Consider the following 19241-nt stretch of genomic DNA (forward strand, 5'->3'; position numbering starts at 1 on the left):
GACGATTGAAAGGCAAGGTGCCGTGGCTCGGGCGGTCGGGTGCTTGGGAAACCCGCGGGGGTTAGAGGGATTTGATACGGGTGCCGGCGGCGGTATCTTCAATCGTCAGGCCCAGGTCCTTGAGTTGATCGCGGATGGCGTCTGCCAAGTCCCAGTTCTTGGCGGCACGGGCCTCGGCGCGAGCCTCGAGAATCTTGGCAGCGGCCTCGTCCACGTCGTCACCAGTGTAGGCGACCAAGCCGGCGGCAACGCCCAAAAGACCCAGCGGCAGCTCGACCTTGGGCTCGGGAAGCTCAACGCCAAACGTATCGAGCAGCTCGACCAGCGTATCGGCGGCAGCAAGAGCCGCGGCCTTGTCGGCAGCGTCGCCCGCCTGCTCCAGATACTGATTGCACTCGGTGACAAAACCAAAGACGGCGCCCATGGCACCGGCGGTGTTAAAGTCGTCGTCCATGCACTCCTTAAAGGCGGCACGGGTCTCGGCAGCCTTGGCGGCAAACGCCTCAGATGCTGCCTCATCGGCATCGGCCGTCGCATGGTTCGCGGCCCAGCGCAGGTTCTCGACCGTACCGGCGATACGCGTGAGCGAATTCTCGGCACCCTCCAGGCGCTCCCAGGAAAAGTCGAGCGGCGAGCGATAGCTCGTCTGCAGCATCAGCAGGCGCAGGGCGGCAGCGGAGTGCTGTTCGAGCACCTCGGCCAGCGTAAAGAAGTTACCAAGCGACTTGGACATCTTCTCGCCGTCGACCAGCAGCATGCCCGTGTGCATCCAGGTGTTGGAGAAGCCCTGGTGCCAGGCGCAGGCAGCCTGGGCGCACTCGTTCTCGTGATGCGGGAAGGCAAGGTCGGAGCCACCGCCGTGAATGTCGATCGGGGTACCCAGGTAGCGGTGCACCATGGCGGCGCACTCGGTGTGCCAACCAGGACGGCCCTCGCCCCAGGGGCTCGGCCAGCTGGGCTCGCCGGGCTTGGCGGCCTTCCACAGCGCAAAGTCGAGCGGGTCGTTCTTGTCCTCGTTCTCCTCGATGCGCGCACCCACCATAAGGTCGTCGATGTTGCGGCCCGAGACCTGACCGTAGTTGGGATCGCTGCGCACGGAAAAGTACACGTCGCCGTTATCGGCGGCGTAAGCGTGGCCCTGCTCGATGAGCGCCTTGATCATGGCAATCATGGGGCCGATCTCCTTGGTGGCGCGGGGGCGCACATCGGGATCGAGCACGTTGGCAGCGCGCATGACGCCAATAAACTTATCCGAGAACTCCGTCGCGACCTCGGCGGCCGTACGGCCCTGCTCGTTGGCACGATTGATGATCTTGTCGTCGACATCGGTAAGGTTCTGGGCGAACGTGACCTCGTAGCCGCTCGCGATGAGCCAGCGTCGAATCACATCGAAGCTGATGAACGTGCGGGCGTTGCCGATGTGGATGTTGTCGTAAACCGTGGGGCCGCACACGTACATGCGGACCTTGCCGGGCTCGATGGGCTGGAACTCTTCCTTTTTATGGGTAGCGCTGTTGTAGATACGCATTCGTTACTCCTTAACGGTTTTCTGTAGCAGGCAGACGGCCCAGGCGCCAATTCCCTCGCCTTGACCTTCCCAACCGAGCTTTTCGGTCGTGGTGGCGGCGACGCCCACGTTTTCGACGTCAACGCCCAGGGCATGGGCCAAGTTGGCACGCATGGCATCGCGGTGCGGGGTGATCTTAGGCTGCTGGCAGGCAATGGTGCAGTCGGCATCGACAAACTCAAAGCCCAGCTCGCGCGCATAGTCCATTACGCGGGCAAGTAACACCATCGAGTCGGCACCCTCGTAGGCGGGGTCGGTGTCGGGGAACAGCTTGCCAATGTCTCCCCCGCGGCAGGCGCCCAGAATAGCGTCGGCCAGCGCGTGCGCGAGCACATCGGCATCCGAGTGGCCCAGCAGGCCGCGCTCGTAGGGAATGTCGACCCCGCCGATGATACATCGACGCCCCTCCACCAAACGGTGGACGTCGTAGCCGTGGCCAATGCGCAGGTTACTGAACATGGGGAAGGTCCTCTCTCTCGGCCATCCGCCCGAGCAAAATCGCGGTTACGGGACGCAAGTCCTCGGGCACCGTCACCTTAAGGTTGTCGCGCGGGCTCTGGACGCAGCGGACGCGCCCACCCATGCGCTCGACCAGTGACGAATCGTCCGTACCGATAAAGCCCTCGGCAATCGCCGCGGCATGGGCGCGTTTCATGGCGTCGACACTAAAGATCTGCGGCGTCTGCGCGGCCCAATAGAGTTCGCGTGGCGGCGTCTCGACGATGTTGTCCCCATCGACGATCTTGAGCGTGTCGATCGCGGGCTGGCCACACACGACACCGTCGAGCGAGCGGTCACTCACGAGCACGTCGATAGCGTGATCGATGGCCTCGGTAGTAATGAGCGGACGAGCGCCGTCGTGAATGGCGACGTATTCAAAGCCTGCCGGCACCGCATGCACGCCGGCACGAGTGGAGTCCTGGCGAGTATCGCCGGCATCGGCGAAGCTGATGGGCGTGTTATACGAATACGGGCTGATGGCCAGGCGGCGCATCTCGGCACGACGCTCGGCAGGGCAAACCACGACGATATGGCCGACCTTATCGCTACGGTCAAACGCGCGGATGGACCAGCTCATAAGCGGACGGCCCGCTACATTGACGAGCTGCTTGCCACCGGGATTACCAAAGCGCTGGCCGCTGCCACCGGCAACGACCACGGCGCATACGGGCGCCATTATGCGTTCCCCTGTTTGGTGCCCTTCATGCGGTACAGGGAGTCCGCAAGAATGGCAGGGTTGTTAACGCCAAAGTCGCCCAGGCGCTCCGGATCCTTGCTGATGTCGTCCATGAGCTCCTGCAGCGAGCCATACTCGTCGACGATCTTCTCGGCCACGCCGTCGCGCACGACGGACACGCGCGAAAGCGTGCGCAGGCCCAGCGGCGTCATGACGGAGTCCTCGTCCAAGTCGTCGTAGCCCAGAACCGCCGCCACATGCTGCGGATCGGACAAGTCCTTGGGCGTCATGCGGCTAAGCTCGGCACGGATCTTCTCGGCGTTTGCCTCGGAGGAATCGCTTGCGTAGTCGCGAATCATCAAGTCGTACTCGGTATCCATGCTGGAGCCGGCGAGCTGCTCGAGCTGCATCTGCACGAGCTTGCCCTGGTTGCCCAGCTTGACAATGCAATCCTTAAGCTCGGTCTTTGCCTGCTGCATGATCTCGAAACTCGAGAAAATGCCGGTGATGTCGGCGAGCGTGACGTAGTCGTCCAGCTCGAGGGCCGTCAGACGCAGCAGGGAGCGGTCGAGCGACTGACGGGTGGTCTGAAGCGTAGCGACGAGCTGGTTGACCGAGCTCATGATGGTGGTGACGGGCTGAATCTCATAGCTCTTGCCGTGCACATACACGTTGACGACGGCACGACGGGCCGAGACCGAGATCACGATGGCGTCGGTGAGCACCGACATGCGAGCGGCAGTACGGTGACGCATGCCCGTCTCGCTCGTGGCGAGCGAGGGGTCGGGATTGAGGTGGAAATTGGCGCGCAGGATCTGGGTAAGGTCGCCGTCGATGACGATGGCGCCGTCCATCTTGGAAAGCTCGAACAGGCGGTTCGAGGTAAACGAAATGTTGAGCGGGAAGCCGTCGTTACCGGCAGCGAGCACGTTTTCGGTGTCGCCGACGCAGATAAGGGCGCCCAGGTGACCGGCGATGATCATGTCAAGGGCGGTGCGGATCGGCTGACCAGGTGCCGTCAGGCGGATGGCCTGTTCCATACGCTTTTGCAGCTCGTTCTTATCCAAGGCATCGCTCCCATCGTATACGCTCCATAAACGTCAATAAGTTTCTCACGGTTTGCCCCTGTGACGCCCGCAAATTCCGATGCTTACAGAATGAGCGAACACCGCTTAGGTAGCTCATTTGGGACGGGGCTCTTTTGGCTGCTCATGTGGTAGCATCGGGTCTCATATAAATGAGGGAGTGGTCGTGTAATCGGGTTCGCCCGCAGAGAGGGGGCCAGACTATGGGACTCGCAGAGCTCGTGTTGCTCGCCGTTGGCCTTTCGATGGACGCCTTTGCCGTTTCTATCTGCAAGGGTCTCGGCATGAAAAAGATCAACCTTAAAGTCGCCGTTGTGCTCGGCCTGTTCTTTGGCGGCTTTCAGGCCGGCATGCCCGTAATCGGTTGGGCACTCGGCAGCCAGTTCATGGGCATCATCGGTCCCATCGACCATTGGATCGCCTTTATCCTTTTGGCCTTTATCGGCGGCAAGATGCTGTGGGAAACCTTTACCGAAGACGAGGATGAGGACGAAGGCGACGGCAAGGATGCCGAAAAGATCGACCTGGGCGATTACCTAATCCTTGCCATCGCCACCTCGATTGACGCGCTCGCCGTGGGCATCTCGTTTGCCGCGCTCTCGGTCGATATCGTGCCCTCTGTATCACTTATCGGCGTCACAACGTTTATCTTCTCCGTCGCCGGCGTAGCGATCGGCCACACCTTTGGCGCGCGCTACGAAAAACCCGCCACCATCGTGGGTGGCGTCGTACTCGTCCTCATCGGGCTTAAGATCCTGCTTGAGCACCTTGGGATCCTCGCACTGTAACGAATAACGGCCGCCCGGCATTACGCCAGGCGGCCGTTTTCATAGCCAGCCGTTTTAGAGCGGCTTAACCAAGGCGACCTTTACGCGGCAAGGCGCTTGAGGACGTCGATGAGCAGCTCGTAGAAGCGCTCGGCAGAAGCGAGCTCCATGTTCTCGTCCGGGGTGTGGACATCGGAGAGCGTCGGGCCCACGGCGATGGCGTCCAGGCCGTGCAGGGCCTCGGCAAACAGGCCGCACTCAAGGCCGGCGTGAATGGACTCGATGCGCAGCTCGGAGCCAAAGAGCTCGCGATAGCTCTCGACAAAGACGTCGCGGACCGGCGAATGCTCGGCATAGCTCCAGCCGGGATACTCGAACTCAAACTTGGCGTCGAAGCCCAGGACATCGGCCAGCGTCTGCAGGCGGTCCTTGAACTCGTTCTGCAGCGAGGTGATCGAGGAACGCGGGGACAGCATGATCTTGACCTCGTCGTCAGAAGTGGCAACCACACCGATGTTGGAGGAAACCTCGACGGAGCCGTCGGTAGCGACGTTGCGGCGGATCACGCCGTTGGGGGCAAGACGCAGGGCGCGGATGAGGGCAAGCGCGGACTTCTCGTCCATGGCCTCGACCTCGGCGTCGTCGGCAATCTCGACAGTGCAGGTAAAGCCGGGGTCGAAGACCTCGAGCTCGGCAGTGACGTCGGCGATAATGCCCTTTGCGATCTGGGCCGCGGCCTCGGCGGCAGCGTGGTCGGCGTAGACCAGAACAGCCTTGCACTCACGGTTGATGGCGTTGTCCTTGGTGCCGCCGTTAAAGCTAACGATGGCGGGCTCGCCGGCAACCATCAGGCGGTCGATGATGCGGGCCATGATGAGGTTGCCGTTGCCGCGCTCCAGGTGGATATCGCTGCCGGAGTGACCGCCCAGCAGGCCGGAGATGTCGAACGTGAGGGTGCTACCGGTCTTGTGCTCGCGCGCGATCGGGCAAGTGTAGGTAACGACGACGCCGCCGGCGCAGCTGACGGTGGCAACGCCCTCTTCCTCGGAGTCAAGGTTGATCATGGTGCGGGCGCTAATCTGGGACTTGTCGAGCGTCTCGGCGCCGACCAGGCCAGTCTCCTCGTCGGTGGTGAATACGCACTCGAGGGCGGGGTGAACGATCGAATCGTCATCGAGAACAGTGAGCATCAGAGCAACGGCGATACCGTTGTCGGCGCCCAGCGTGGTGCCGTTAGCGGTGAGAACGCCGTCCTTGACGAGCAGGTCGATACCATCGGTCGTAAAGTCGTGCTCAACGGAGCCCAATTTGTCGCACACCATATCGATGTGGCCCTGCAGCATTACGGTCGGGGCATTCTCGGCACCGGCAGATGCGGGCTTGCGAATGATGACGTTGTAGACCTCGTCCTGGTACACATCGAGGCCGCGCTCCTTGGCAAACGCAACCAGGAAATCGCTGATGCCCTTCTCGTTGCCAGACCCACGGGGGATCGCGCTGACCTCCTCAAAGAAATGGAACAGCTGGGCGGGCTCATAGCCGGTGATCTTGTAGTCCATGGTGCCTCCTTGGCGCAACTGGTTAGACAATATGACATGCGCCTTGTATATTCCCAGACTTCGTTTGCATAAACCAGTCGAAAACGCCGAGCGCTCTCGCATCATCGGCTAACGGCGGAGAAACGCCACTTTATTAAGATAAAGCAGGTAGACGGACCGCGCCGAAGGGACGTTGGACCCTTCAACCAACCTCAACGCTTGATCAACGCTTATGCATACACCGTTGGTATGTTTAATGAGATTTACTTTGAACGAGGGGCCTTTCCAACAAAAAAAGGGCGCTCCTTTGGAACGCCCTCGTGGACACAAGGTTTTGTTACGCCCTACAGCGCGCCGGAACCGGCTTGCATCATGCCGCCGGGGACCGAGCTTACGCCACTGCTCACAGGCGCGGCGTTTCCGGTGTGCGGCGCTTCCGGAGCGGTATCGCCCCCAAGCGCACCTGCCGGACGCGGCGCTGGGATCTCGCCCGTACCGTGGCTAAAGACGAACTTGCCGTCGGCCACGTCGCACATGACGGTATCGCCACTACCCCACTCGCCGGCCAGCAGCTCCTCGGACAGCGGATCCTCGATGAGCTTTTGGATGGCGCGGCGCAGCGGACGTGCGCCGTTGGTGAGGTCGGTACCCTCGGCTACGATCTTGTCGTAGGCCGCATCGGTGAGTTTGATGTTCATGCCGTTGGCAATCAGGCGCTGGCGCAGGTCGTCCACCAGCAGGTGAGCGATCTTGGTCAAGTTCTCGCCCGAAAGCTTCTGAAACACCACGATGTCATCGATACGGTTGAGCAGCTCGGGGCGGAACAGGCGCTTGAGTTCGCCCATCGCACGGCCCTTAATCTCGCTCGAGGTAAGACCCTGCTCACCGGTGGTGCCAAAGCCAACGCTCGCATCCTGCGCAATCTCGCGGGCGCCCACGTTGGACGTCATGATGATCACGGTGTTGCGGAAATCGACCGTCTTGCCCTGGCTATCGGTCAGGCGACCCTCCTCAAGCACCTGCAGCAAGATGTTGAAGATATCGGGGTGCGCCTTCTCGATCTCGTCGAACAGCACGACCGAGTACGGGTGACGGCGAACGGCCTTGGTGAGCTGACCGCCCTCGTCGTGGCCCACGTAGCCCGGGGGGCTACCGATAAGCTTGGAGACCTCGAACTCGCTGCCAAACTCCGACATGTCGAAGCTGATGAGCGCGTCCTTGCTGCCAAAGAGGTACTCGGCGAGCGTCTTGGCGAGCTCGGTCTTGCCTGTGCCGGTAGGACCCAAGAAGATGAAGCTGCCGCCGGGACGACGCGGGTCCTTGAGCGGCGAGCGGCTGCGGCGCACTGCCTTGGCCACGGCCTCGACAGCTTCATCCTGGCCGATAATGCGGGTCTTGAGCACGCTTTCGGTCTGCAACAGACGACGGCTTTCGCTCTCGGTGAGCGAAGACACCGGCACGCCCGAGGTCACGGACACGATGTCGGCAACCTGGGCGACATCGATGGTGAGCGGGCTGGCGTCGAGCTCGGCCGTCCAAGCTGCCTTGGCCTCGGCGAGCTCAATCTCGGCAGCCTTCTGCTGCTCGGTAATCTCGGCGGCCTTGTTCATGTCGTCGCCCTCGGTGGCCTCCTGCGCGGCAGCCTTGAGCTCCTCCACGCGATGCTCGGCCTCGCGCACCGGCTCAGGCGCACGGTTGGCGGCAATGCGGGCGCGGGCGCCGGCCTCGTCGATGAGGTCGATGGCCTTATCGGGCAGGAAGCGATCCTGGATGTAGCGGTTGGAGAGGTTCGCGGCGGCCTCGATGGCACCCTGCGTATAGCGCACGTGGTGGTGCTCCTCGTAGCGCGGCTTGAGCGCGGTCAGGATCTTGACCGTGTCCTCGACGCTTGGCTCCTCAACATCGATGGTCTGGAAGCGGCGCTCGAAGGCCGGGTCCTTGGTGAGGTACTTGCGGAACTCCTCGGCCGTAGTGGCACCGATGATCTGGAAAGCGCCGCGCGCGAGCACGGGCTTGAGCATGGAGCTTGCATCGATGGATCCCTCGGCAGAACCGGCACCGATGATGGTGTGCATCTCGTCGATAAACAGGATGACGTCGTCGGCTTCGGTTGCCTCCTGGATTACGTTCTTGAGACGCTCCTCAAACTCACCGCGATACTTGGCGCCCGCGACAAGACCCGGCAGGTCGAGCGTCCAGATGTTCTGGTTCATAAGGTTCTCGGGCACGTTGCCGGCAGCGATCTGCTGCGCTAGGCCCTCGACGATGGCCGTCTTGCCCACGCCGGGGTCACCCAAGATAAGCGGGTTGTTCTTGGTGCGGCGCGAAAGGATCTCCATCATGCGCTGGACTTCCTTTTCGCGACCGATCACCGGGTCGAGCTCGCCGTCACGCGCCTTCTGCGTAAGGTTGGTGGCGAACTGCTTGAGCGTGTCGGTGCCGCCCCCCTTTTGCTGCGAGGCGTCCGAGCCGCTAAAGAACGGCAGGCCTGTACCGGGACGCCCGGCACCGGCACCGGCGAGCGGGCGCTTCTTGTCTTGATCCTTGGCGGTAAGCTTCTCGATGGCTTTTTTAATGGAAGCGGACGAAACACCCAGGCGCATGAGAATGTCCATGGCCATGCCGTTGCCCTCTTCGACGATACCGATGAGCAGGTGCTCGGTCGACACATAGGTCTGGTTGTTCTCGCGCGCCACGCGGAAGGAACGCTCCATCACGCTGATGACGAGCGGCGTAAAGGCGAGCTTAGCGGCCTCGGTCTCCTCGCTGGGCTCGGGAACGGTGGTCTGGACCTCCTTGAGCGTGTCCATGATGTCATCGTAGGAGATATCGAGTGAGCGAAGTGCCTCGGCGGCAATGCCCTCGTCCTCCTTGGCGAGCGCGAGCAGCAGATGCTCGGTACCCACCTTATTTGAGTGAAGATCGAGCGCCTCCTGCTTGGCCATGGACATGACCTTGCGCGCGCGATCGGTAAAACGGTCCAACATGCTAGTTCCTCTTAGACGAGCTAGTTTTTCAAACGCAAAGCGCCACTCGTGGCGGCGCTTTGGTCTCTTTACCCATATGGAGTATATGTTAACCGCTGTGGCCTTTTCCGCGTGCAGCCATACGACAACGTCTACAAAAAAGGAATCGCCGGGTGCGGCGGGCGCTCTAGATTAGAGGCTCTTGCCTAGCAGGCGGGCTCGGCGTCCATGCTCTCGGCAACGTCATCGACGACATCGGCAACGGAAGCGCCCGGCATGCGCACGAGCTCCATATGCTGCTCTTCAAAGACGGTTCCCATGGGGAAGGCGCGTCGGAAGACAAAGCGAGCAACCCCGGCGTGACCAGGAATTTAAAAGCGAAACCCTTGGCAAGGGGACTGGCAACAAACCAGTCGCAGCACATGGCAAAAATATAGGCAACGGGGAAGCCGAGCCACGCGTCGGCAATGACCTCGCCGTTGATGGCCCCATGCTGCAGGGCAACGTTGTAGATGCTCATCCAGAGCACCATGCAAAAGCACATGATAAAAGTAAACAGCAAGCTCTCTCGTTTATTGATAGGCATAAAGGGCAAAATCCTTTCTGTGTTACGCCGCGGTGCACAACAAAAACGGGCGGGCGAGATGGAGCTACTGGGACTTCATCTCGCCCGCCCGTGGTACGTGCGTCTGCGACTACTTATGTGGTGGAACTACCCTAACACGAACGGCGCGCGCTTCGTAAGCGTTGAGTTTATGAAGATGCAGGGCACCGATAATCCCCCGACCCCATAAGTTGCAGTGGAATACGGACTGTTTTGACCCTTTAAGCAGCAATTCAGTCCCTATTTCACCGCAACTCATTTGGTGCAAAGTAACCTGTCCCCCTTGTACCAATTAGCTGGTGTAGCGCCAGCGAGGGTCGGTGAGCGTACGCGCCACACCCAGCCCAACGGGCAGAAACGCTACGATGAGCACTGCGCGCACAAACCAGCCGAGCATATTGACTGTGTCGAAGGTGCACATGTAATACATAGAGCGATAGAGATACAGACCGGGCACCATAATGACAATCGAAGGCACCGTGAGGGCGATGCGCGGGTAGGTGAGCTTGACTTCGGCCAAACTTGCCAGCAGACCCGATACCAGCGCGCCGATAAACGCTGCTGCCTCGGGAGGCATTCCCGTGCTGAGGCCCAGGAAGGGAATCATCGTCGGCGCATCGACAAGGGTCAGACGCAGGGTATTGGACACGGCGCCGATCAACCCAGCTGCCGCGGCCATCTTTACCGGGCTGTTGAACATCACCGAGAAGCCGAATACGCCAACGAAGCTCATCACCACGCGCAGGAGCGTAAGGGTAAGCGGCGAAAGGCCCAGTGGGGCAAAGTCGTCCGGCGCCAGTCCCACACACTCGGCAACCATCCAACCTACGAGGGTCGCCATCACAATAATCGACACAGCATACGAAAGACGCTCGATACCGCTTCGCATGTCGAGCTTAGCGATGTCGAGACCTGCCGTAATGAGCGGAAAGCCAGGAATCACAAAGAGCATGGCGCCGATATAGCCTTCTTGGTGCGACATTGCACCCGGAACAACCTGGGCGAGGCCGAGCAATGCCAGCAAATATGAGATACAGGCCAGTGCGACACCGAGCGTCAAAGCGCTGAACTGACCAAGGCCTTGCTTGAGAATATGGGAGCGGGCAAAGTTGCCGACACCCGCGCCCACGAACGCGCATGCCATCTCAATGGGACCGCCACCAAGTAAAAAGACAAAGGCGCCACAGGCGCAGGCTGCCGCAAGGCCCTGTTGCCAGGGCGCGTAATCAGGTTTTGAACTCTCAACGGTCTTGAGCATCTCGTGGTACTCGTGCACCGTGAAGCGACGACCATAGGTCTCGATTTCCTTGAGGAAGCTCTCCATCATCCAAATGCGATGGGTGTTGACGCCGGTTGTCGGCAGACTGACGACCTCGTTAAAGCAGTGGCCATCTTCGATGCAAGTACACTCAAACGACAGGAGACTTAAGTCAACATGGATGGTGACACCGAGTACGGCGGCGACTCGATTCATGGTATCGCGTACGCGCCAGGCACCCGTTCCACTCGCGAGCATAAGCATACCGGTGCGGCAGACGATGGATGATTTATCGGTGAGCGGCGCATCGACGGCAAGTTCATCGCCTGCCGTCACGATCTGGTGCCAGTCAGTTTTCATATGGAGCGCGCCGGCACGAACGCCGTGGTGCATGGGGGCTCTCGAAAGCAGCGAGTTAAGGCGCGAAGACTGTGGGGACTCCGTTGATTCGTCCTCAACCTCATCAGCCTCTTCAGCGACCAGATCAAAGGAATCAAGCGGCGCTGGCTCGCGACGGTCGATCAGCTCCTCGTCCTCATCATCAAAGTAATTGAACTGATCGAGCATGTCCTCTTCGATTGCGCGCTCGCTCGCATCGTCCATATAGGCGCTCCCTTCCTGCCGACTAACCCCCATCCTAGACAGCGACAGCTAAAGGAAACATAAAAGAGACAACTGTCATGCGAGACATGTGCACAATAGCCGTTGGGTAGTCGTTTAAGAACGTCCCCAACGACTACTCCGGCAACGCCGATGTTTTGGCAACGACAGCGAGCGACGTCCAGGGCGAACAAGTTGGCATGAAAAAGGCAAGGCATAGACCTTCTGGTCATGCCTTGCCTTTTGAATGACAAATTGTCGCCCTGGGCGGCGCGCAGCGTCGGCTGGTCCGCCGTTCGGTAGAACGGCGGAACCAATTAGTACATCTTTGCGCCGGCGGGAATGGAGGCGTCGAGCTGGATCAGGTTGAGGCGCTCCTCGCCCTCCTCCTCGTGGATGGCACTGATGAGCATGCCGCAGCTGGGGATGCCCATCATCTTGCGCGGAGGCAGGTTGGTGATGGCAAGCAGGGTCTTGCCGACCAGGTCCTCGGGCTCATAGTATTCGTGGATGCCGGAGAGGATGGTGCGGTCGGCACCGGTACCGTCGTCGAGCGTAAAGTTCAGCAGCTTCTTGGACTTCTTGACGGCCTCGCATGCCTTGACCTTCACAGCGCGGAAATCGCTCTTGGAGAAGGTATCGAAATCGACGAACTCCTCAAACAGCGGCTCAACGGCGATCTTGGAGTAATCGAGCGTGGGCTTGAGCGACTTAACGAACGGGCTCGCGGCGTTGCCGGCCTCGGCAGCCTTGGCGGCAGCGGCACCGGACTGGAAACCCTTCTCGGGCTTCATGTGCGGGAACAGCAGGACATCGCGGATGGAAGCCTGGTTGGTGAGCAGCATGACCACGCGGTCGATACCGATGCCAATGCCACCCGCGGGAGGCATACCGTACTCGAGGGCGCGCACGTAGTCCTCGTCGTACTCCATGGCCTCATCGTCGCCGCCGGCCTTCTCGGCCATCTGGGCGGCAAAGCGCTCAGCCTGGTCGACCGGGTCGTTGAGCTCGGAGAATGCGTTGGCGTACTCGTGGCCGGCGATGACCAGCTCAAAGCGGTGGGTCAGACGCGGATCGTCCTCAAAACGCTTGGCGAGCGGGCTGACCTCGATGGGGTAATCGCACACGAAGGTCGGGTTGACGATGGTGTCCTCGCCCAGCTCATCGTAAATCTCGGCGATGATCTTGCCGGCAGTCCACTCGGGCTTGATCTCCAGGCCCTTCTCGCGCGCGGCGGCAGCAAGCTCCTCGACAGGCGTGTCGATGGTGACCTTCTTGCCGAGCACGTCAGAGACAATATCAGTCATGGGACGACTTGCCCACTCACCGGACAGATCGATGGTCTGGCCCTGGTACTCGATGACCTCGGGGTTGCCGATGGCCTTGTTGGCAGCCTTGATGACGCCCTGGGCGAGCGCCTTCATGCCCTCGAGATCGGAGAAGGCACGGTAGGCCTCCATCGTGGTGAACTCGGGGTTGTGGGTGAGGTCCATGCCCTCGTTACGGAAGATACGACCGATCTCGAAGACGCGCTCAAAGCCACCGACGATGCAGCGCTTGAGGTGCAGCTCGGTAGCAATGCGCAGGTAGCACTCCTGATCGAGAGCGTTGAAGTGCGTGATGAACGGCTTAGCCGTAGCGCCACCCTGAATGGTCTGCAGGATGGGGGTCTCGACCTCCATGTAGCCGTCGGACTCCATAAAGCGACGGAAGGTGGAGAGGATCTGCGAGCGCTTGCGGAAGGTCTCGCGAACATCGTCGTTGGCGATCAGGTCGACATAGCGCTGACGATAGCGGGTCTCCTTGTCGGAGAGACCGTGGAACTTCTCGGGCAGCGGGCGAACGGCCTTGGAGAGCAGGGTCGCGCTCTTAGGGGCGACGGAGAGCTGGCCGCGCTGAGTACGCACAACCACACCGGTCACACCCAGGATATCGCCAAGGTCGAGGGCCTTGAGCGTATTCCAGGCTGCCTCGTCCATGTCGTTGATGCGGCAGAACAGCTGAATCTCGGCCGTTGCGTCGCGCACGACGATGAACATGATCTTGCCCTGACCACGCTTGGCGACCACGCGGCCGCCGATCTTCACGACGTCCTCGGTGTCTTCGCCATCGGCAAGATCGGCATACTTAGCCTCGATGTCGGCAACGTAGTCCTCGATCTCGGAGTGCTCGGGATAGGGGTTCTGGCCCGCCTCGAACAGGGCGGCGCGCTTGGCCAGGCGCGTGGCGCGCTCGTCGTTGAGCGTCGATGCCTGCTCGGCGGCGTTTTGGTTCTCTGCCATAAGTTAGCTCCTCAAACTAAAACGCTCCCCAGGATTCGGTCCCAGGGAGCGAAAACATACCTTTACGCGGGACCGTGGTCTAGCGTGCGATCTTGGCGATGGTGTAGACGCGAGTCTTGCCGGAAGGCGTAACGACCTCGACGGAGTCGCCCTCGCCGTGGCCGATGATGGCGTGGCCGACCGGGGACTCGTTGGAGATCTTGTGCTCGAGCGAGTTGGTCTCGGTGGTACCGACGAGCGTGACTTCCATGACCTCACCGTTGGGATCAATCAGCGAAACGGTGGAACCGATGGAGACGGTCAGATCGCCCGTGGTGGCAGCAACCTGAGCGTTGGCGAGAATAGCCTGAATCTCGGCAATGCGAGCAGCATTCTGAGCCTGCTTGTCCTTGGCGGCATCGTACTCGGAGTTCTCCGAAAGGTCGCCAAACGCGCGGGCTTCCTTGATGTCCTCGACGATCTCCTTGGCGTAATCGCCCTCACGCCAAGCGAGCTCCTCGACGAGCTTCTGGCGGCCCTCAGCGGTCAGTACGATCTGGCTTGCGTCCATACGGATATCTCCCCAACTATGATGTAACAATCAACTGTCAACATAACGAAAAAGACCGGCTAGCCTGCGGGCAAGCCGGTCAGGTGCTCACCCCAAAGGGATGGGACTACTCTGCGTCCGCGTCGCCGTCCTCTGCCTTCTTTTTCTTGGCGGCGGCGAGCTGGGCCTCGAGCTCTGCGATCTTCTTGTCCTCCTCGGACTCCTCGACCACAACGTCCTCGGCCTGCTTGGTCTCGTCCTTATCGTCGCCCTCCATACCCTCGCGGATATTCTTGACGGTAGAGCCGAGGGACTTGCCGAGCTTCGGCAGGTTCTTGGGCCCGAAGATAATCAGGACAACGACGAGAATGATGATGAGCTCAGGAGCCCTCAGTCCAAACATGTAGACCTCCACAAAACAGCGAGACAAGCTCGAATGAGTATACCGCGGGTATCGCGGTATCACAACAATAGCTAAAAAAAGGGACCGCAAGAAGCGGTCCCTCCTCATGCTCTGGTCGGGTTGACTGGATTTGAACCAGCGACCCCTGCGTCCCGAACGCAGTGCTCTACCAAACTGAGCCACAACCCGTTAGCTCGACTATAGTAACAAAGATTTTCGCCGCGTGCTAGAGAAATTTTTATTTCTTTGGCGCGTCGATTTGAACCGTGTTGTGAATAAGCTCAGTCGCGCAGGACCACCAGCCATTTTGCTGGGCAGCCCCGGCAAGCCTTTCGGCCGTGGCGGCGGTGTCGCAAATGGCAAACGAGCAGGCACCCGACCCGCACACGTCCACGGCAACGGTTCCCTCCTGTTCGCTCAGCCAGTCGAGAACCGCCTGGATCTGCGGCTCCATCAAAGCAGAAATGACGCCCAAGTTGTTATGGATGAGCGAATACGCCATCTTCGCATCACTCACGCTAAGAGCCGATGCAATGGCACCGGGCGCAGTCGCGGGCACCGGGGCCTCGTCAAAACGTCGATAGGCCTCAATTGTCGAAACGCTCGCCTCCCGCGGCTTGACCAGCACAACGGGCGTCACAGGAAGCGCGGGGTACTCAGTTGCCAGAACGTCTCCCCCACCCACGTAGAATGCGGGGCTCGTATGCAAAAAGAACGGCACGTCGGCGCCGATGCCACGCGCAATCTCATCCAGCGCAGGATCAGTGCGGTCGATGCCCCACAGCTCAGCCAGGGCAACGATAACCGCCGCGGCATCCGTCGAGGGGCCGCCCAGGCCGGCGCACAGCGGGATGCGCTTCTCAATCGTCACGCACACGTTTGCCTCGCGCCCGAAATGATCGGCCATGGCGACGGCGGCGCGGTAGGCAGTATTCTTTTGCATGGGAAAATCTGATGCCGGAACCGTCTGGACGGTCAACGCCTGCGCCGGCGTGACCGTCACGGTATCGGCTAGGCCGACAGCTGCCATCAGGGAATCGACTTTGTGGTAGCCGCGGGTATCGCGCTCGGTATGAACCCCCAGGTAGAGGTTAATCTTTGCCGGCGCAGTAAGGATGAGGGACCGATCGGTCACCGTTAATGCTCCTCGAGCTGGTTGCCGAGCGGAGTAAAGATGTGCTCGCCGCTCTCGGGGTCGAACAGTTCAACCTGACCGGTAAGGACGTCGATGTACTGGTAGGACTGACGCGACTTGCGGCCGCGGCGCTCGTCAACCTCGACGATAAAGACAGCCGGGTGGACGCTCTTGATGGTACCCATGCGCTCGACAACGCGGGTACGGCCCATGTTGGCCTTCACCTTGACGCGATCGCCCACCATATCGGTCAGCTTCTCGTGGATGTCGTCGACGTAATTGACTTCCATCTCTTCCATGAACAGGGCCTCCAGAAGGTGCAATTCAAAAAGGGGATAATACCCCTAAGATAGACAAAACTCTAATACTATAGCACCCTGTTACAACCCCACGCAAGTAGCTAATTAGGCTACTTACAGATTGTCGGTATCGAGGACAATGGTGAACGGGCCGTCGTTGACCAGGTCGACTTTCATGTCGGCGCCAAAGATGCCGTGCGCCACGTGGTCGACGTCCTGGGCGACGAGCGTCAGAAAGTACTCATAAAGCTCGTTGGCGACATCGGGCGCGCCAGCATCCGTAAACGACGGACGACGGCCGTGGCGGCAATCGGCAAACAGCGTAAACTGCGACACCACGAGCACCTCGCCGTCGACATCGGCAAGCGCCAAGTTAGTCTTGCCGTTCTCGTCCTCGTTGATACGCAGCCCGCGGAGCTTGCCCCATAGTTTATCGGCCTCGGCACGCGTATCGCCATGGCCCACACCCAGCAATACCAGATAGCCGCGCCCAATGCGGCCCACGCACTCGCCGTCGACCGTCACACCGGCGTTGAGCACGCGCTGCACCACCGCACGCACGGCCTACTCCTCGCCCGTGAGTTTGGCGGACAGGTGCTCGAGTGCATGGAAACGATGGCTGATGGCGTTCTTCTCGTCCGCTGTGAGCTCGGCCATAGTCTTGCCCGGCGTATCGACCGGCAGGAACAGCGGGTCGTAGCCAAAGCCGTGGTCGCCGCGGCCCTCGTGTGCGATAACGCCCTCGCAGGCGCCCTCGCCATAGGTGACCAGGCCGTCTTGGTCGATGAGCGCAACGACACTCATAAAGCGTGCGGTGCGATCCTCGTCTGCCACGCCTTCCAGATTAACGAGTAGTTTGGCATTGTTGGCGGCATCATCGCCGTGTACGCCCGCATAACGCGCGCTATACACACCCGGCTCGCCGTCCAGCGCGTCGACGACCAAGCCGGAATCGTCAGCGATGGCCATAAGGCCCGTCTCCTCGACCGCAGCCTGCGCCTTGATGATGGCGTTCTCCAAAAACGTCGTGCCGTTTTCCTCGGGGTCCTCAAAATCGCCCAGCTGGCCGAGCGCCACAAAGCGCACCTCGGGCATGACCTTGCCCAAAATGGCCTCGATCTCGGTGAGCTTATGGGCGTTACCCGTGGCCACAACAATGGTCGCCGCCGGGTCGAGGGTGTCGATGTCAATCTTCTCAAGTGCCATAGCTGGCCTCCTTGTCTCTTATAGCAATGCCGTGTAGAGGACGACGAGGGCCTCGGCCTCTCCCCTCTCAATCAACGGCAGTCTTATACTTCGGCGTTTTCGCAGATTAAACCTGCCAAAATCAACATCCCCTTTTGGCAGGTTAGGCGAGGGCTTGACGCTGAAGCTCGATGAGCTCGGCGATGCCCTTGTCGCCCAGATCGAGCAGGGCGTTGAGACGCTTGCGGTCGAAGGGCGCCTGCTCGCCGGTACCCTGGAGCTCGATCATCTCGCCGGAGTCGGTGGCGACGAGGTTCATGTCGACCTCGGCGTGGCTGTCCTCGGAATAATCCAAGTCGAGCAGGGTGTTGCCGTCGACGACGCCCATGGAAATAGCGGCAACCTGACCGGTAAGCGGAATGCGCTCGAGCTTGCCCGCCTCGACCCACATGGCAAGGGCGTCGTGCAGCGCCACCCAGGCGCCGGTGATGCTCGCCGTACGCGTGCCGCCATCGGCCTGGATCACATCGCAGTCAACGGTAACGGTGTACTCGCCGAGCGCCTTCATGTTGACGACGGTGCGCAGGCTGCGGCCGATCAAGCGCTCGATCTCCATGGAACGGCCCTTGCGGTTGGCATGTTCGCGCTTGCAGCGCTTGCCGGTCGACGCCGGCAGCATCGCATATTCCGCCGTTACCCAACCGGCCTTGGCGCCCTTGCGCCAGCCCGGAACGCCCTCCTCGATGGTGGCGGCGCACAGCACGCGCGTGTCGCCAAACTCTGCCAGGCACGAGCCGTGGGCGTGCTTCATGACGCCGCGGGTGAGCTTAACGGGACGCAGCTCGTTTGCGGCGCGGCCGTTGGCGCGGTTGACCTGCATATATTCCATGGAACTATCCTTTCGGCAAAAGAGTGGCGAAGACTCCGGCGACGTTGCGTGCCTAACCGAGTTCGTCGATATCGACATGCTCGATGCTTTTGAGCGGCTGGCCAAAGATAAAGCTGCCCGCCACCGCAAACTCGGCGATGTTGTCGGACGTGGTGGCAAAGCGATGCTGCGGCTCGGCGGTGTTGCCCGCCAGCTGCTCACGGCGCGTGAGGATATCGGTCAGCTCGCGGGTGGTCTCCTCGGCGGAGCTCACCACGCGCACTCCGGGCCCCAACGCATGACGGATGGGGCCCACCAGCAACGGAAAGTGCGTACAGCCGAGCACCACGGTATCGATGCCACGATCGTGCAGTGGCTCGACTGTGGCGTTGACCAGCGCGCGAACGGCTGGCGTATCAAAAATATCCTCGTTCTCGAGCCACTGCTCCTGCAGATGCGCGCCCGAAGCGAGCTCGTGCTCGACAACCTCGACAAAGCTCGAGGCAGGGCAGCCATACACGTCCACGCCGGCATCCAAGTCCTGGATGGCGCGCGTGTAGGCGCCCGAGCGGATGGTGAGGTTGGTGGCGAGCACGCCCACACGGCGCGTGCGGGTGCTGTTGATGGCGGCACGCGCGCCCGGCGCGATTACGCCAATCACGGGGACATCGAGCACCTGCTGAGCCAGGCGAAGCGCCGCTGCCGTCGCCGTATTGCAGGCGATGACCATGATCTTGACGTCGTGTCTCGAAAGCCAGCGCCCCGCCTGTAGCGCAAACGAGCGCACCTCGTCCTCGGTGCGGGTGCCGTAAGGGCAGCGCTTGGTATCGCCAAAGTAGTAGACGGACTCGTGCGGAAGCGCCGTCGCAATCGCGCGCGCAACCGTCAAGCCGCCCAGGCCCGAGTCGAACACGCCGATGGGGCGCGTATCACCGGCCAGATTCTCGATATCGGACATTACCTCACCAGATTCTCTCT

Annotated in this window: 18 protein-coding genes and 1 tRNA gene; 2 read left to right on the plus strand and 17 right to left on the minus strand. The window is 60.9% G+C overall.

Annotated elements, in window-relative coordinates; genetic code table 11:
- Positions 1-61 precede the first annotated feature (61 nt).
- Genes cysS through disA form a run of 4 tightly spaced genes read right to left on the minus strand, consistent with a single transcriptional unit; the run spans position 62 to position 3784 of the window.
- Positions 62-1528 (minus strand): cysteine--tRNA ligase, encoded by a 1467-nt coding sequence (cysS, locus tag ACQRAP_RS05115; RefSeq protein WP_427795072.1) that lies wholly within the window; start codon positions 1526-1528, stop codon positions 62-64.
- A gap of 3 nt (positions 1529-1531) precedes the next feature.
- The gene (gene ispF, locus ACQRAP_RS05120; RefSeq protein WP_006234975.1) at positions 1532-2026 is read right to left on the minus strand and encodes a 2-C-methyl-D-erythritol 2,4-cyclodiphosphate synthase; all 495 of its coding nucleotides are present in this window, start codon (positions 2024-2026) and stop codon (positions 1532-1534) included.
- A complete protein-coding gene (ispD, locus tag ACQRAP_RS05125; RefSeq protein WP_154514770.1) occupies positions 2016-2744 on the minus strand; it encodes a 2-C-methyl-D-erythritol 4-phosphate cytidylyltransferase in 729 nt (242 codons plus the stop codon). The genes ispF and ispD overlap by 11 nt, the downstream gene beginning before the upstream one ends.
- Positions 2744-3784 (minus strand): DNA integrity scanning diadenylate cyclase DisA, encoded by a 1041-nt coding sequence (gene disA / locus ACQRAP_RS05130; RefSeq protein ID WP_370450554.1) that lies wholly within the window; start codon positions 3782-3784, stop codon positions 2744-2746. Before disA ends, ispD begins: the two co-directional genes overlap by 1 nt.
- A 248-nt stretch (positions 3785-4032) precedes the next feature.
- Between disA and ACQRAP_RS05135 the strand changes: the two genes are divergently transcribed.
- Positions 4033-4617 (plus strand): manganese efflux pump MntP family protein, encoded by a 585-nt coding sequence (locus tag ACQRAP_RS05135; RefSeq protein ID WP_427795073.1) that lies wholly within the window; start codon positions 4033-4035, stop codon positions 4615-4617.
- A gap of 80 nt (positions 4618-4697) precedes the next feature.
- Here ACQRAP_RS05135 and ACQRAP_RS05140 read toward each other — a convergent pair whose 3' ends face one another.
- Positions 4698-6155 (minus strand): aminoacyl-histidine dipeptidase, encoded by a 1458-nt coding sequence (locus tag ACQRAP_RS05140; RefSeq protein ID WP_427795074.1) that lies wholly within the window; start codon positions 6153-6155, stop codon positions 4698-4700.
- Between the two features lie 323 nt (positions 6156-6478).
- The gene (locus tag ACQRAP_RS05145) at positions 6479-9121 is read right to left on the minus strand and encodes an ATP-dependent Clp protease ATP-binding subunit (protein WP_427795076.1); all 2643 of its coding nucleotides are present in this window, start codon (positions 9119-9121) and stop codon (positions 6479-6481) included.
- Positions 9122-9612: 491 nt separating this feature from the next.
- On the opposite strand from ACQRAP_RS05145, the gene ACQRAP_RS05150 reads away from it, so the two are divergent.
- Positions 9613-9894, plus strand: coding sequence for a hypothetical protein (locus ACQRAP_RS05150; RefSeq protein WP_427727022.1), 282 nt, complete (start codon positions 9613-9615; stop codon positions 9892-9894).
- A 102-nt stretch (positions 9895-9996) separates the two neighbouring features.
- On the opposite strand, the gene ACQRAP_RS05155 is transcribed toward ACQRAP_RS05150, so the two are convergent.
- The 11 genes from ACQRAP_RS05155 to murI form a co-directional block, all read right to left on the minus strand.
- Complete coding sequence (locus tag ACQRAP_RS05155; protein ID WP_427793588.1) at positions 9997-11565, minus strand: threonine/serine ThrE exporter family protein; 1569 nt, start codon at positions 11563-11565, stop codon at positions 9997-9999.
- Positions 11566-11879: 314 nt separating this feature from the next.
- Entirely contained in the window at positions 11880-13844 is a 1965-nt protein-coding gene (gene lysS, locus ACQRAP_RS05160; RefSeq protein WP_154514782.1) for a lysine--tRNA ligase, read from the minus strand.
- A 79-nt stretch (positions 13845-13923) separates the two neighbouring features.
- On the minus strand, positions 13924-14394 hold the full coding sequence (gene greA, locus ACQRAP_RS05165; RefSeq protein WP_006234960.1) for a transcription elongation factor GreA: 471 nt from the start codon (positions 14392-14394) through the stop codon (positions 13924-13926).
- 106 nt (positions 14395-14500) lie between these two features.
- Positions 14501-14776 (minus strand): twin-arginine translocase TatA/TatE family subunit, encoded by a 276-nt coding sequence (gene tatA / locus ACQRAP_RS05170; protein WP_195838497.1) that lies wholly within the window; start codon positions 14774-14776, stop codon positions 14501-14503.
- A 112-nt stretch (positions 14777-14888) separates the two neighbouring features.
- A tRNA-Pro gene (locus tag ACQRAP_RS05175) sits at positions 14889-14965 on the minus strand.
- 49 nt (positions 14966-15014) lie between these two features.
- Positions 15015-15911 (minus strand): 4-(cytidine 5'-diphospho)-2-C-methyl-D-erythritol kinase, encoded by an 897-nt coding sequence (ispE, locus tag ACQRAP_RS05180; RefSeq protein WP_427795078.1) that lies wholly within the window; start codon positions 15909-15911, stop codon positions 15015-15017.
- Between the two features lie 2 nt (positions 15912-15913).
- On the minus strand, positions 15914-16210 hold the full coding sequence (locus tag ACQRAP_RS05185) for a Veg family protein (RefSeq protein WP_118206416.1): 297 nt from the start codon (positions 16208-16210) through the stop codon (positions 15914-15916).
- Positions 16211-16324: 114 nt separating this feature from the next.
- Positions 16325-16771: a D-aminoacyl-tRNA deacylase gene (gene dtd, locus ACQRAP_RS05190; protein WP_117797049.1), complete on the minus strand. Its 447-nt coding sequence runs from the start codon at positions 16769-16771 to the stop codon at positions 16325-16327.
- 3 nt (positions 16772-16774) lie between these two features.
- Positions 16775-17416: an RdgB/HAM1 family non-canonical purine NTP pyrophosphatase gene (gene rdgB, locus ACQRAP_RS05195; protein ID WP_118206636.1), complete on the minus strand. Its 642-nt coding sequence runs from the start codon at positions 17414-17416 to the stop codon at positions 16775-16777.
- Between the two features lie 142 nt (positions 17417-17558).
- Positions 17559-18284 carry a ribonuclease PH gene (gene rph, locus ACQRAP_RS05200; protein WP_117799672.1) on the minus strand — a complete coding sequence of 242 codons (726 nt, stop codon included), beginning with the start codon at positions 18282-18284 and terminating at the stop codon, positions 17559-17561.
- A gap of 52 nt (positions 18285-18336) precedes the next feature.
- The gene (gene murI, locus ACQRAP_RS05205) at positions 18337-19221 is read right to left on the minus strand and encodes a glutamate racemase (protein WP_117769301.1); all 885 of its coding nucleotides are present in this window, start codon (positions 19219-19221) and stop codon (positions 18337-18339) included.
- Positions 19222-19241: the final 20 nt, after the last annotated feature.

This window comes from Collinsella sp. SGI.180 (assembly GCF_050313455.1).
In the GTDB taxonomy this organism is placed as follows: domain Bacteria; phylum Actinomycetota; class Coriobacteriia; order Coriobacteriales; family Coriobacteriaceae; genus Collinsella.